Raw genomic sequence first — 13,611 nt, forward strand, 5'->3', positions numbered from 1 at the left:
TGAAACGCCCAGACAGGAGAGCGGATTGGCCATTGGTGCCCTGAACCCACCGCAAAATGAAACGCCCCAGCGGGAAGCGTTTGTTGAATTTCCAGACAATCGGTTATTGATAGATCTTTGCGGCGAATATGACCGCAACCTGACCGAAATCGAACAGAAGCTGACCGTGCAGATCGTGCGCCGTGGCAACCAACTGGTTGTCATGGGTGACGACGAATCCCAAAAACAGGCGATCGAAGTTCTGCAAGCGCTGTATACCCGCCTGGAAGGTGGTCGTGACGTAGAAGCAGCGGATGTAGACCGCGAACTTCGCATGGGCGGGTCGGAGACAGGAACCGGCAGCCGGGATGGCGATCAGCTTGAGATGTTTAAGGGTGGTTCGGTTGAGATCAAAACCCGCAAAAAGCTGGTCGAGCCGCGTACTGACGCCCAGAAGGTCTATGTTCAGTCCTTGTTCAACAATGAGCTGGCCTTTGGCATAGGTCCGGCGGGCACAGGTAAGACCTATCTGGCCGTGGCCGTTGGCGTATCGATGTTTATCGGCGGGCATGTCGACCGCATCATCCTCAGTCGTCCCGCCGTCGAAGCGGGCGAAAAGCTGGGATATCTACCTGGCGACATGAAGGACAAGGTCGATCCCTATATGCAGCCGCTCTATGATGCGCTGAATGATTTTTTGCCCGGGAAACAACTGGCCAAGCTGATCGAGGAAAAGCGCATCGAGATTGCACCTCTGGCGTTCATGCGTGGCCGTACGCTCGCGAACGCCTTCGTTGTGCTGGATGAGGCGCAGAACGCCACGACCATGCAGATGAAAATGTTCCTGACCCGTTTGGGCGAAGGCAGCCGCATGGTCATAACAGGCGACCGGTCACAGGTTGACCTGCCGCGCGGAGTTCAGTCGGGATTGGCGGATGCAGAACGGCTGTTGAGCACGATACCAAATATCAGCTTCAACTATTTCACCTCCAAGGATGTTGTCCGGCACCCACTTGTCGCCGCGATCATCGAAGCGTATGAGGCCGATACGGGCCGTGAAACGGGTTGATCTTCTGGGTCCCGGTATCGGGATTTTGGACATGGTGGCATGAACCTGGAACTATCGGTTGAAGACCCGCGCTGGGACGGGCTCGAATTTTTGGCAGAGCGCGCCACAAGGGCGGTTTTGGATCATTGCGATCTTGATGCGGACCAGTGTGAGGTTAGCCTGCTGGGATGCGACGATGCACGGATCGCCCAGTTGAACACGGAATTCCGCGAAAAGGCGTCACCGACCAATGTGCTTAGCTGGCCAGCCGAAGATTTGGCTGCGGATTCCGCCGGGCAGACTCCGATACTCCCTGAACCCGATTTCTCAGGGGAAATTGCTCTGGGCGATATCGCGATTTCTTATGATACTTGTGCTCGCGAGGCGGCGGAGGCAGGGAAAAACATGGATGATCATGTCACACATCTGATCGTTCACGGCCTGTTGCATTTGCTGGGTTATGATCACATTCGTGATCTCGACGCCACGCTGATGGAGGGTGTTGAGGTGGAGATACTTGGCAAACTGGGTATTGATGACCCATATAATGCTTAGAGCGAGCCTTTCGGCTTATCATTTGGAATGGGAAAATGGGCGAAACAGACGGCAGTTCTATGGCGGCGCAGGGCGCGCAACCGAAGGACGGCAACGAAAATGTCACTGAGAGACCAGGACTTTTCTCTCGAATAGTGGATGCGTTCTCAACGCAGAGTGAAGACTCGGCTTCTGCGGTCAATGGGCAAGAGGTCGATCCGGCTCAACCTCGCGGCATGATTAACCTGCGCCGGATGCGGGTCGAGGACGTGGCGATTCCTACGGTCGAGATCGTGTCAGTACCGTCGACGATATCTAAAGATGAGCTGGCCCAGGTTTTCCGGGAAAGCGGTCTGTCCAGGATACCTGTATATGAAGGAACGCTGGATACGCCTTTGGGCTTTATCCACCTGAAAGATTTCGCTTTGACGCACGGGTTCAACGGCGGCTCGACTGAGTTTGATCTGGTGTCGATGTTGCGGACATTGCTGTTCGTGCCGCCATCGATGCCGATCGGTGTGCTGATGACCAAAATGCAAACCGAGCGCCGCCACATGGCATTGGTGATCGACGAATATGGTGGTGTCGACGGGTTGCTGACGATCGAAGACCTGATCGAACAGGTTGTTGGTGAGATCGCGGACGAACATGACGCGGATGAAAGCCAACTTTGGGTTCAGGAAAAACCTGGATGTTATGTGGTGCAGGCGCGGATACCCCTTGAAGATTTCGAAGCCGAGATCGGGCGATCCCTAACCAGCCACGAGGATGTCGATGAGGAAGAGATCGACACGCTTGGCGGGTTGGTCTTCATGTTGTCCGGACGGGTTCCAGCACGAGGAGAGGTTGTTCTGCATCCGGAAGGGCCTGAATTTGAGGTGATTGATGCGGATCCGCGGCGCATCAAAAGGCTGCGTGTCATGCTGCCGGATATCGTTGCATGAACCTGATACGGGCTTGGCCCATTTGGCTTAGATTTGTCCTTTCTGGTTTGTTGGGAGGGCTGGCTGCATTTGGTCTGGCTCCCTTTGGGTATTGGGTGGCTTCTGTATTGGCGTTGGTGTTGGTCGCACCGATATTTCAGAGCACCGAGACACGTGCGCGTGCGGCGTGGATCGGTTGGGCGTTTGGGACCGGGTATTTCGCCCACGCACTCAGCTGGATTGTCGAGCCGTTTCTGGTGGACGCCGATCGTCACGCTTGGATGGCTCCGTTTGCTTTGGTCTTCATGGCTGGTGGTTTGGCGCTGTTCTGGGCGCTGGCATTCTGGGTTGCTCGCAGGCCCGGCGCGCGCGGGGTTTCACAAGCGTTGTTTCTCGCCGTGGCAATTTCGTTGGCGGAATGTGCCCGCGGTTATGTTCTGACCGGGTTCCCCTGGGCCGGGCTGGCGCAGGTCTGGGTCGAGACCCCTGTTGCGCAGCTACTGTCACTTTTTGGGCCTTACGGGCTTGGGGCGCTGACCTTGGTGGCGACACTGCCACTAGGGGCGGCTTTGGCGCTGCGTTCCGGAGTATTCGTGCCCTTGGGCATCAGTGTGGCATCGGTCGCATTGGCTTTGGGCTATGCAGGGACGCGGCCCGCTGTGGACGAAACGGGACATATCGTTCGCTTGGTTCAGCCCAATGCGTTGCAACATCAGAAATGGGATCCAGAGTTTGCACCTCTGTTCTTCGCACGTCAGATCGAGTTTACTGCCGCCGAACCACAGCCTGACCTGATTGTTTGGCCTGAAACCTCGGTTCCCGCCTGGCTGGGCAGCGCGCAGCCGTATCTGGATGCCATCGCCGAGGCGGCGCAAGGCACGCCGGTTGTTCTGGGAATTCAACGAGGCGACGGGCCGCGAATCTACAACTCGATGATCTACCTTGATGTGGATGGGGCTCAGCAGGGGCTGTACGACAAACATCATCTGGCGCCTTTTGGCGAATATGTTCCGTTTGGCGACGTGATGGCGCGGTTCGGGATCTATGGCATGGCTGCAACCACCGGACATGGGTTCAGCGCCGGGTCGGGGGCGGCGCTGCTGGATGCAGGCCCATTGGGTAAAGCGCTGCCGTTGATCTGCTACGAAGCTGTGTTTACCCAGGATGTCCTATCCGCGCCGGGGCGCGCTGATTTCCTTCTGCAAATCACCAATGATGCGTGGTTCGGAACGCGCTCGGGACCGTATCAGCACCTGGCTCAGGCACAGATGCGTGCCATCGAGCAGGGGCTGCCCATGATGCGTTCGGCCAATACCGGCGTCTCCGCCATGATTGACCCGCTGGGCCGGATCACCGAGGCCCTGCCACTTGGACAGGCGGGCTATATTGATGCCGGACTTCCGGCGCCTCATTCTCCGACGGCTTATTCCCGAATGGGGGATAATCCTGTCTTTGCCGTGTTATTGGTGCTGTTTGGCCTGTTATGGTATGGACTGCGGCGGCGAAACCTATGATTTCGCATTGACCCTCAGTTTCGGGGGGCTTATCCCCTCTTGTGCCCATCACAACGGCTTCCTGGCGTGACGGGGTAATTTCAATGGAGCACTTGCATGTCCCGACAGAACTATACCTTTACTTCGGAATCCGTTTCCGAAGGGCATCCGGATAAGGTTTGTGACCGTATTTCCGACGCCGTACTAGACGCATTTCTGAACGAAGAACCCGAGGCACGCGTTGCGTGCGAGACCTTTGCGACAACGGATCGCGTGGTGATCGGCGGCGAAGTGGGGCTGTCTGATCAGGACAAGCTGCATGACTATATGGGCCGCATCGACGAGATCGCCCGCGCCTGTATCAAGGATATCGGCTATGAGCAGGATAAGTTCCACCACGAGACGGTAGAAGTTACGAACCTGCTGCATGAGCAATCTGCACATATTGCGCAGGGCGTAGATGCGTCGGGTGACAAGGACGAAGGTGCCGGTGATCAGGGCATCATGTTCGGCTATGCTACCACCGAGACACCCGCGCTTATGCCTGCGCCGATCCAGTATTCCCACGCAATCCTGCGCCGTCTGGCCGAGGTGCGCAAGAACGGGACCGAGCCTGCGCTGGGCCCGGATGCGAAATCGCAGCTGTCAGTGATCTACCAGGATGGCAAGCCGGTTGGCGTCAGCTCGATCGTTCTGTCGACCCAGCATCTGGATGAGACGCTGAGCTCGGCCGATATTCGTGCCATTGTTGAGCCGTATATCACCGAAACTCTGCCCGAGGGTTGGCTGACCGATCAGACCGATTGGCACGTCAACCCAACCGGCAAGTTCGTCATTGGCGGTCCGGACGGAGATGCGGGTCTGACCGGTCGTAAGATCATCGTGGACACTTATGGTGGTGCAGCGCCACATGGTGGCGGAGCGTTTTCGGGTAAAGACCCGACCAAGGTGGACCGTTCGGCGGCTTATGCCGCGCGCTATCTGGCCAAGAATGTCGTAGCCGCGGGAATGGCCGAGCGTTGCACGATCCAGCTGAGCTATGCCATTGGCGTTTCCCGGCCTCTGTCGATCTATGCGGATACGCATGGCACGGGGCAGATCGCGGATGATCGGATTGAAAAAGCCGTCGGCCAGGTGATGGACCTGACCCCACGCGGCATCCGTCAGCATCTGGAGCTGAACAAGCCGATCTATCAGCGCACAGCAGCCTATGGCCATTTTGGCCGCCAGCCGGAAGCGGATGGAGGTTTCAGCTGGGAGCGCACAGATCTAGCAGACGCGTTGAAAGCGGCGGTTTGATCTGACTGTTATCAATTGGTGCGCCCTTGCGGGCGCGCCTATTTCTTGGGAAATGGATGAGAGGCGGCGGCTATTCTGCTCTGCCGCCGCCCCTTGCCTCTGAGCCGTCCCCGCAGTATGGGCACCGCCATGAGCACCCAGACCCCCCAACGCCCCCGCAGAAACTTTTATGGCCGCTTCAAAGGCAAGACCCTGAAGCAAAGCCAAAAGACGTATCTAAGCGAAGACCTCGATGCGCTGTCTCCGGGTGCTGTGGACTGGGAAAGCAATCCTGAACGCAGTCCGCTGGATCTGAATGCCCTGTTCGGTGGCAAGGATGTCTGGCTTGAGATCGGCTTTGGCGGCGGCGAGCATCTGGTGCATCAGGCGGCTAGCAATCCCGATATCGGTATCATTGGGGCAGAACCCTATATCAACGGTGTCGCCATGCTGTTGGGCAAGATTCGCAAGGCTGGGGTCGAGAATCTGGCGGTGCATCCCGGCGATGCGCGCGATCTTTTTGATGTCTTGCCCGAAGCCAGCATATCACGCGCCTTTCTTCTGTACCCCGATCCCTGGCCCAAAACCCGGCATCACCGCCGTCGGTTCGTGACCCCAGAGCATCTGGAGCCGTTGGCGCGGTCGTTGAAACCGGGCGCGATCTTTCGCGTTGCAACAGATATTCCCGACTATGTCCGCCAAACGTTGGAAGAGGTGCCGGGCGCTGGTTTCGAATGGTTGGCGGAACGCCCCACCGATTGGCGTGAGCCTTGGGAAGACTGGATTTCCACGCGCTATGAGCAGAAGGCCCTGCGCGAAGGGCGGACACCGCATTACCTGACCTTCCGCCGCAACGACTGATTGCGGCTGGACCAAGCGCCCCCAATTCGCTAATCGGCTTGGGAACTGATAGCGAAAACAGGAGCCCCCATGTCCGGACACGGCACGCCCATCCCGATGACCTCGCACCCTTGCGGTCCGCTGACCGGAGCGGCCGAGGTGCCTGGTGACAAGTCGATCTCGCACCGATCGCTGATCCTGGGCGCGATGGCCGTAGGTGAAACCCGGATCACCGGTCTGTTGGAGGGTGAGGACGTTCTGGACACCGCAAAGGCGATGCGTGCCTTTGGGGCTGAGGTGACAGATCACGGGGGTGGCGAATGGTCAGTCCATGGTGTGGGCGTCGGTGGCTTTGCCGAACCCGATCAGGTTATTGACTGCGGCAACTCGGGCACCGGCGTTCGGTTGATCATGGGTGCGATGGCGACCTCTGCGATTTCCGCGACATTCACGGGGGATGCCAGCCTCAACAAACGCCCTATGGCGCGGGTAACCGATCCTCTGGCGTTGTTTGGTGCGCAAGCTGTGGGACGCACCGGGGGGCGCCTACCTATGACGATTGTGGGTGCAGCAGACCCTGTCCCAGTAAAGTACGAGGTTCCTGTTCCCTCCGCACAGGTGAAATCTGCCGTTTTGTTGGCAGGTCTGAACGCACCGGGCAAGACCGTGGTGATTGAGGCCGAAGCGACCCGGGACCATTCCGAGCGGATGCTGGCCGGATTCGGGGCTGAAATCACGGTCGAGGATACCGATGAGGGGCGGGTGATCACCCTGACCGGTCGCCCTGAGTTGAAACCGCAGATCATCGTTGTGCCCCGTGATCCCTCCAGCGCGGCCTTTCCGGTCTGTGCTGCGCTGATCACGCCCGGATCTGATGTTCTGGTTCCAGGCATCGGCCTGAACCCGACCCGCGCGGGTCTGTTTACCACTCTGCGTGAGATGGGTGCTGACTTGACCTATGAAAATGAGCGCGAAGAGGGTGGTGAACCGGTCGCGGATCTACGTGCCCGGTATTCCCCCGATATGAAAGGAATCTCGGTTCCTCCGGAACGAGCGGCCTCGATGATTGACGAATACCCGGTTCTATCTGTGGTCGCGGCAAATGCCACAGGCACCACAATGATGGGTGGCGTAAAAGAACTGCGCGTCAAGGAAAGCGACCGTATTGATGCGATGGCCCGCGGCCTGCGCGTTAATGGCGTCACCGTCGATGAGGGCGATGATTGGTGGTCTGTGGATGGTTTGGGAATTGGCAATGTTCCCGGCGGCGGCACCTGTGAGAGCTTTCTGGATCACCGGATCGCGATGTCCTTTATGGTTATGGGTATGGGGGCGAAAAATCCGGTCGGAGTCGACGATGGCGGCCCGATCGCAACGTCTTTCCCGATCTTCGAACCGTTGATGGCTGGCCTTGGTGCGCGGCTGCAGCGAAACAACCGGTAAATGCGATGGCAGTTGCCAGTTTCACCATAGCAATCGATGGCCCGGCAGCAGCGGGGAAGGGCACGATTTCCAATGCCGTTGCCGCCCATTTCGGGTTTGCGCACCTCGATACCGGCCTGCTTTACCGTGCGGTTGGCCGCAGAACGCTGGAAGGTGCCGACCCGGTTAGTGCCGCGCAAACGATGACTGCCGAGGACCTGGATCAGGGTGATCTGCGCACGGCTGAAATCGCGCAAGCGGCCTCGAAAGTTGCAGTTATCCCCGAGGTGCGGGCTGCATTGGTCGATTTTCAGCGCGCCTTTGCGCGCCGCGCGGGCGGTGCAGTGTTGGACGGTCGTGACATCGGAACCGTTATTTGCCCGCGGGCCGAGGTTAAGCTGTTTGTCACCGCCAGCGCCGAAGTGCGCGCTGAGAGACGGTTTCTGGAACTGGACGCCAAGGGCCATGAGGTTACACGCTCACAGGTGTTGGCCGATGTGCGTGAGCGGGACGCTCGGGATGCCGAACGCAGCACGGCACCTATGAAGCCAGCTGAGGATGCGGTCATACTGGATACCTCGGACCTGAGCATTGACGCAGCTCTCGCCCGCGCGATTGAGGTCATCGAACCAGTTCTGCCCTAGGGCCGTTTGCCAGAGCAAACACAACTTTGTTCACTAAGCTTTGTTTGGCCAGCGCCCGAGGCGTCGATTACCTTTGTATCGACATCTGCCGGAGGTAATCGATGTTCCGCCTGATTTTGATTTTTACCTTTCTCGCCAGTGCGCTTTCAGCGCAAGAGGCAGAACCGCCAATGACCTACGAGCGTTTGGGCAAGATATTGTTTGCGCTTGACCCCGAGACAGAGCCTCTTGGGCCGGGCTTTCAGCTTACCATCGCGGAGGTTCCCGTTCTGGTGATTACCGACGTCAATGCGGACCGGATGCGGGCCATGGTGTCGATCCAAAGTGTCGAAGATCTGAGTGCTCAGGACATGCAACGGATGATGCAGGCGAATTTCGACAGTACCCTGGATGCGCGATATGCGATTGCCAATGGCACCTTGTGGGCTGCGTTCATCCACCCCTTGTCGCGGCTAGAAAGGGATCAGTTGATCTCGGGGCTGGCCCAGACGGTGAACATCGCCAACACCTACGGCACCTTGTATTCCAGCGGAGTTGCGGAATTTGGCGGCGGCGATAGCAATGATCTTCAGCGCGCTCTGATCGAAGAGCTTCTGAAAAAAGGCGAGGATATCTGACGCAGGGCCGGTACTTGCGCATTTCCTTTCTCGCAGCATCCACCATCCTAAAGAAAGTCGCGCAGTGGCGAGCGGCCTGTGTTGCCGGGTCTGATGACCCGGCATGTATGCAGGTTCGGCCGTCATAGTGCCTAGCTGGATGCAGGAAAGCTGTTATAGTTTCTCTCAGGCAAAAAGGGAAAGCTGCTTTACAAGCCCCAAAATCAAAAAGGGCAGGCGGCTAAAAAACCCCAAAACCAACAGGGACAGAAAATATGAATAATCGTTTGCGCAAGATCACCATTGTGGGTGGCGGCACGGCAGGTTGGATGACCGCGCTGATCCTGGAAATGGTGTTTTCACGCACGTCAGCACCCAAGGATCGCCCGCGTATCTGCCTGATCGAAAGCCCCAATATCTCGACTGTGGGCGTCGGCGAGGCCACGGTTCCACGGATGCCGGTCACGCTGCGCCAGGCCGGCATTTCAGAGCGGGATTTCTTCCGTGAGACCAACGCCTCGTTCAAGCTGGGCGTGAAGTTTTGTAATTGGAACAAGGACGCCAAGGGCAATCGCATTGATTACGTGAACCCTTTTGCGCATGGCCAGTTGTTAGAGGGGTTAGAGCCCGCAGAATACTTCCTGCGCTTTGGCAATGGCGATAGGGATTTCACGCAGTCCATCTCGCCCCATGATGATCTGGCGCGCCTGTGCAAAGGTGGGCGGCCACTGGGTCAGCCAGAGTTTGAGCAGCGGTTCGGCTATGCCTATCATCTGGATGCTGTGAAGTTTGCAGGCATGTTGACCAGGGTTTGCACCAAGCGCGGCGTTGAGCACATCCAGGACGAGGTGAAATCGGTCGAGCTGGATGAGCAGGGCAATGTCAGTCATCTGATGCTGGAAAAGAAAGGCCGCCATGACATTGAGATGGTCGTGGATTGCACCGGGTTTCGCGGCTTGATTATCAACAAGGCGCTGGGCGAGCCATTCATGGATTATTCTGACTATCTGCCCAACGACCGCGCCATGGCGTTGCAGATCGAGCACCCGGATCCAGAAAAAATTGAAAGCGTCACACGGTCCACCGCACTTGGTGCGGGGTGGACCTGGCGGGTGCCGCTCTTTAACCGTGTGGGCACGGGCTATGTCTACTCATCCGCGCATCGCACGGATGAACAGGCGGCGGATGAATACCTCGAATGGCTGGGCGATAGCGGCAAAGGTGCGACGCCGCGTGTGATCCCGATGCGTATCGGACGAGTGCGCAATGCCTGGGTCAAGAATTGCGTGGCGATCGGACTGGCCGGAGGGTTCATCGAACCGCTGGAAAGTACAGCGATCCACATGATTGATCATGCGGTGCGCTGGTTCGCCGAGCATCTGCCCACGCGGGACATCGAACCGTCGCTGCGGGCGAGATATAACAAGCAAATGGACAAGCTCTATGACGAGGTTCTGGATTTCATTTGTCTGCACTACCGCTTGGGCAACCGCACGGATGATCAATATTGGATCGACGCGCGGACCGAAATGAAGATACCGGATCGGCTGGCCGAGAACCTTGAGCTGTGGCAGCACCGCCTGCCTTTGGAACGAGATATCGAGTTTGCAACGCTTTTCGATTTCCGCGTCTATCAAACGGTTCTTTTGGGTAAGCAGGTCTATGATACGGGCTATGGTGCCGGCATCCGCGATCGCTTGCGGCCGTTGAAGAAACCGATCTGGTTCCAGTGGTGGAAAGGCGCGAAAGTGGATCTTGCGCAGATACTCAGATCAATGCCTGATCACAAAACCCTGCTGCGCGATATCCGGGGCGAGCTAGAGCGCCCAGCCTTTGGAAAGGCCGCAGCAGCGAAGCCAACAGTCGCGATGCCGGGCGCGGCCCCGGTACCTTTGGCGGTCCAGAACATGCCGAATTTTGCCGAAATCCAAAGCGGCTCAAAAGATGTGCAACTGTTTTAGGCGCTCTGTCCTTTCGGAGCTGAAGAAGAATACAAATCGACCCGACCTCAGCCATGCAAGGCTGGGGTTTGCGTGTTATTTTGTGATACGCACGGTAAAACTTGCAGCGCCTGTGCGAACCCGTTATAGAGCGCGCGTCGACAAGGCGATTTGAGCCATAAAACAATGAGACGAGCAGGGTCGGACCAACCGGCCCTCTTTGTTTTGCGGTATATGTCAGGTCGTCTGACCAATCCACGAAGACCGGCGGAGACAACCGCTCGGCCAGCAAAAACGTATGTAAAGGAAAACACTGCCAGATGGCTGATACAACCATGGAGGAATTCGAAGCCCTCCTGAATGAAAGCTTCGAAATGGACACGCCCGAAGAGGGTTCTGTTGTCAAAGGTAAGGTTCTGGCGATCGAAGCCGGCCAAGCCATCATCGACGTCGGCTACAAAATGGAAGGCCGCGTTGATCTGAAAGAATTCGCAAATCCTGGCGAAGCCCCTGAAATCACTGTTGGTGACGAGGTTGAAGTTTACCTGCGCGCCGCAGAAAACGCCCGTGGCGAAGCTGTCATCTCACGTGAGATGGCCCGCCGTGAAGAGGCATGGGACCGTCTGGAAAAAGCATATGCCGACGACCAGCGCGTCGAAGGTGCAATCTTTGGTCGCGTCAAAGGTGGCTTCACCGTCGATCTGGGTGGTGCAGTTGCGTTCCTGCCCGGCTCGCAGGTTGACGTGCGCCCCGTACGCGACGCTGGCCCTCTGATGGGTCTGAAGCAGCCGTTCCAGATTCTGAAAATGGACCGTCGCCGTGGCAACATCGTTGTTTCGCGCCGCGCAATCCTGGAAGAATCGCGTGCCGAACAGCGCGCCGAGGTTATCGGCAACCTGACCGAAGGTCAGACCGTCGAAGGCGTCGTCAAGAACATCACCGAATACGGTGCGTTTGTTGACCTGGGCGGCGTTGACGGCCTGCTGCACGTCACCGACATGGCATGGCGCCGTGTGAACCACCCGTCCGAGATCCTGACGATCGGCGAGACCATCAACGTTCAGGTCATCAAGATCAACAAAGAGACCCACCGCATCAGCCTGGGCATGAAGCAGCTGCAGGAAGATCCGTGGGATCTGGTTGCAGCCAAGTATCCGCTGAGCTCGGTTCATCAGGGTCGCGTCACCAACATCACCGACTACGGCGCGTTCGTCGAGCTGGAAGCCGGTGTCGAAGGTCTGGTGCACGTGTCCGAGATGTCCTGGACCAAGAAAAACGTCCACCCCGGCAAGATCGTTTCGACCAGCCAGGAAGTCGACGTCATGGTTCTGGAAATCGATGGCGCCAAGCGTCGCGTGTCTCTGGGCCTGAAGCAGACTCAGCGCAACCCGTGGGAAGTGTTTGCAGAAACACACCCCGAGGGCACCGAAGTCGAAGGCGAAGTCAAGAACATCACCGAATTCGGTCTGTTCATTGGCCTCGAAGGCGACATCGACGGCATGGTTCACCTCAGCGATCTGTCCTGGGACGAGCGTGGCGAGGATGCCATCCAGAACTACCACAAGAACGACGTGGTACAGGCCGTTGTGTCTGAAGTGGATGTCGAGAAAGAGCGTATCTCGCTGTCGATCAAAGCCCTAGGCGGTGACAAGTTCGCCGAAGCCGTGGGCGGCGTGAAGCGTGGCTCGATCATCACCGTTGAGGTCACCGCGATCGAAGATGGCGGCATCGAGGTCGAGTACGAAGGTATGAAGTCGTTCATCCGTCGTTCCGACCTGAGCCGTGACCGTGCCGAACAGCGCCCAGAGCGTTTCTCGGTCGGTAACAAGGTCGACGTCCGCGTCACCAATGTCGACAGCAAGACCCGTCGTCTGGGTCTGTCGATCAAGGCACGTGAGATCGCCGAAGAGAAAGAGGCCGTGGAACAGTACGGTTCTTCCGACTCGGGCGCATCGCTGGGCGATATCCTGGGTGCAGCGCTGAAGTCGGGCGACTAAGTCCGAGCCTCAGTCAAGCCGAATTTACGGCCCCGTGTGAAAGCGCGGGGCCGTTTTTGTTGCGAATCAACATGTTCGCATTTTCAGGCTAATTGGGTCTTAGGTTCATACATTTGTCAGGCAAATTACATGAACTGGCAAAAAATCGCGTTACTTAACTGTAATTTTCAACCTTTGCCCGCAGAGTTTACGTTCCCCCGAACCCAGTTTTTTCCTATACTGTTCAGAATAATAGGCATGGTTAACCGGTCGCCTGGGAGGGTAACGCACATGATCCGTTCAGAACTGATTCAGAAAATCGCCGACGAGAACCCGCATCTTTATCAGCGTGACGTCGAGCGAATCGTGAATACCGTGTTCGAAGAAGTAACGAATGCGATGGCGCGAGGGGATCGGGTTGAACTGAGAGGCTTTGGGGCGTTTTCAGTGAAACAGCGCGATGCCCGTGTGGGTCGTAACCCGCGTACCGGCGAAACTGTGCAGGTCGAAGAAAAATGTGTTCCGTTTTTCAAAACTGGCAAGTTGCTAAGAGACCGGTTGAACGGTAAAGCCTAGGCCATGATGCGCTACCTTCGATATGCTTTTCTCGCGGTCCTCGGGATCGTCTTGATTTCAGTCTCTCTGGCCAACCGCGAAGCGGTTGAGCTGACGCTTATTCCCTCGGCTATAGCCGATTTGCTTGGCTTCAATTTCAGCGCCTCGTTGCCGCTGTTCGTGGTGGTTCTGGGTGGCATCGTCGCTGGCCTGGTCATTGGCTTTCTTTGGGAATGGCTGCGCGAGCACAAGCACCGCCGCGATGCTACCGCCAGCAAAGGTGAAGTGCGCAAGCTTGAGCGTGAGGTCAAGAAGCTCAAGAAAGCGCAGAACGAAGGACAGGACGAAGTTCTCGCCCTGTTGGATGAGGCCAGCTGAGGCCC

13 protein-coding genes and 1 riboswitch are annotated in these 13,611 nt (G+C 57.5%); all 13 genes read left to right on the forward strand.

The genetic code is table 11. The annotated features are described in order from the left end of the window. The first annotated feature begins 25 nt into the window (after positions 1–25). The 13 genes from AC2FJV_RS16050 to AC2FJV_RS16110 all read left to right on the forward strand — a co-directional run bounded on the left by AC2FJV_RS16050 (position 26) and on the right by AC2FJV_RS16110 (position 13,606). Positions 26–1,048, forward strand: a complete 1,023-nt coding sequence (locus tag AC2FJV_RS16050; protein WP_142639428.1) for a PhoH family protein — start codon at positions 26–28, stop codon at positions 1,046–1,048. A 39-nt stretch (positions 1,049–1,087) separates the two neighbouring features. After that, positions 1,088–1,582, forward strand: a complete 495-nt coding sequence (gene ybeY / locus AC2FJV_RS16055; RefSeq protein WP_142639430.1) for an rRNA maturation RNase YbeY — start codon at positions 1,088–1,090, stop codon at positions 1,580–1,582. 35 nt (positions 1,583–1,617) lie between these two features. Further along, positions 1,618–2,505, forward strand: coding sequence for a hemolysin family protein (locus AC2FJV_RS16060; protein WP_496714071.1), 888 nt, complete (start codon positions 1,618–1,620; stop codon positions 2,503–2,505). Then, positions 2,502–3,998 (forward strand): apolipoprotein N-acyltransferase, encoded by a 1,497-nt coding sequence (gene lnt, locus AC2FJV_RS16065; RefSeq protein WP_496690364.1) that lies wholly within the window; start codon positions 2,502–2,504, stop codon positions 3,996–3,998. Before AC2FJV_RS16060 ends, lnt begins: the two co-directional genes overlap by 4 nt. 42 nt (positions 3,999–4,040) lie before the next feature. Next, positions 4,041–4,089, forward strand: a riboswitch (SAM-SAH riboswitch). Between the two features lie 5 nt (positions 4,090–4,094). Continuing rightward, positions 4,095–5,276: a methionine adenosyltransferase gene (gene metK, locus AC2FJV_RS16070; protein ID WP_142639436.1), complete on the forward strand. Its 1,182-nt coding sequence runs from the start codon at positions 4,095–4,097 to the stop codon at positions 5,274–5,276. A gap of 129 nt (positions 5,277–5,405) precedes the next feature. Continuing rightward, the gene (gene trmB / locus AC2FJV_RS16075; protein ID WP_496690363.1) at positions 5,406–6,116 is read left to right on the forward strand and encodes a tRNA (guanine(46)-N(7))-methyltransferase TrmB; all 711 of its coding nucleotides are present in this window, start codon (positions 5,406–5,408) and stop codon (positions 6,114–6,116) included. Between the two features lie 69 nt (positions 6,117–6,185). Beyond that, positions 6,186–7,538 carry a 3-phosphoshikimate 1-carboxyvinyltransferase gene (aroA, locus tag AC2FJV_RS16080; protein WP_496690362.1) on the forward strand — a complete coding sequence of 451 codons (1,353 nt, stop codon included), beginning with the start codon at positions 6,186–6,188 and terminating at the stop codon, positions 7,536–7,538. Positions 7,539–7,543: 5 nt separating this feature from the next. Beyond that, a complete protein-coding gene (locus AC2FJV_RS16085; RefSeq protein WP_496714072.1) occupies positions 7,544–8,161 on the forward strand; it encodes a (d)CMP kinase in 618 nt (205 codons plus the stop codon). A 101-nt stretch (positions 8,162–8,262) separates the two neighbouring features. Next, positions 8,263–8,778 (forward strand): hypothetical protein, encoded by a 516-nt coding sequence (locus tag AC2FJV_RS16090; protein WP_271951586.1) that lies wholly within the window; start codon positions 8,263–8,265, stop codon positions 8,776–8,778. 254 nt (positions 8,779–9,032) lie between these two features. Then, positions 9,033–10,718, forward strand: coding sequence for a tryptophan halogenase family protein (locus tag AC2FJV_RS16095; protein WP_496714073.1), 1,686 nt, complete (start codon positions 9,033–9,035; stop codon positions 10,716–10,718). Between the two features lie 299 nt (positions 10,719–11,017). Next, entirely contained in the window at positions 11,018–12,694 is a 1,677-nt protein-coding gene (gene rpsA, locus AC2FJV_RS16100) for a 30S ribosomal protein S1 (protein ID WP_142639449.1), read from the forward strand. Positions 12,695–12,964: 270 nt separating this feature from the next. Further along, positions 12,965–13,249, forward strand: a complete 285-nt coding sequence (gene ihfB / locus AC2FJV_RS16105) for an integration host factor subunit beta (protein ID WP_271951590.1) — start codon at positions 12,965–12,967, stop codon at positions 13,247–13,249. A 6-nt stretch (positions 13,250–13,255) separates the two neighbouring features. Continuing rightward, the gene (locus AC2FJV_RS16110; protein ID WP_271951622.1) at positions 13,256–13,606 is read left to right on the forward strand and encodes a lipopolysaccharide assembly protein LapA domain-containing protein; all 351 of its coding nucleotides are present in this window, start codon (positions 13,256–13,258) and stop codon (positions 13,604–13,606) included. The last annotated feature ends 5 nt before the right edge of the window (positions 13,607–13,611 follow it).

The organism is Ruegeria sp. CDSA241 (genome assembly GCF_059611265.1).

Bases quoted from the DNA above. Each gene is read 5' to 3' on its own strand.
- ybeY (WP_142639430.1), top strand. From the start codon at position 1,088: ATGAACCTGGAACTATCGGTTGAAGACCCGCGCTGGGACGGGCTCGAA.
- AC2FJV_RS16060 (WP_496714071.1), top strand. From the start codon at position 1,618: ATGGGCGAAACAGACGGCAGTTCTATGGCGGCGCAGGGCGCGCAACCG.
- lnt (WP_496690364.1), top strand. From the start codon at position 2,502: ATGAACCTGATACGGGCTTGGCCCATTTGGCTTAGATTTGTCCTTTCT.
- metK (WP_142639436.1), top strand. From the start codon at position 4,095: ATGTCCCGACAGAACTATACCTTTACTTCGGAATCCGTTTCCGAAGGG.
- trmB (WP_496690363.1), top strand. From the start codon at position 5,406: ATGAGCACCCAGACCCCCCAACGCCCCCGCAGAAACTTTTATGGCCGC.
- aroA (WP_496690362.1), top strand. From the start codon at position 6,186: ATGTCCGGACACGGCACGCCCATCCCGATGACCTCGCACCCTTGCGGT.
- AC2FJV_RS16085 (WP_496714072.1), top strand. From the start codon at position 7,544: ATGGCAGTTGCCAGTTTCACCATAGCAATCGATGGCCCGGCAGCAGCG.
- AC2FJV_RS16090 (WP_271951586.1), top strand. From the start codon at position 8,263: ATGTTCCGCCTGATTTTGATTTTTACCTTTCTCGCCAGTGCGCTTTCA.
- AC2FJV_RS16095 (WP_496714073.1), top strand. From the start codon at position 9,033: ATGAATAATCGTTTGCGCAAGATCACCATTGTGGGTGGCGGCACGGCA.
- rpsA (WP_142639449.1), top strand. From the start codon at position 11,018: ATGGCTGATACAACCATGGAGGAATTCGAAGCCCTCCTGAATGAAAGC.
- ihfB (WP_271951590.1), top strand. From the start codon at position 12,965: ATGATCCGTTCAGAACTGATTCAGAAAATCGCCGACGAGAACCCGCAT.
- AC2FJV_RS16110 (WP_271951622.1), top strand. From the start codon at position 13,256: ATGCGCTACCTTCGATATGCTTTTCTCGCGGTCCTCGGGATCGTCTTG.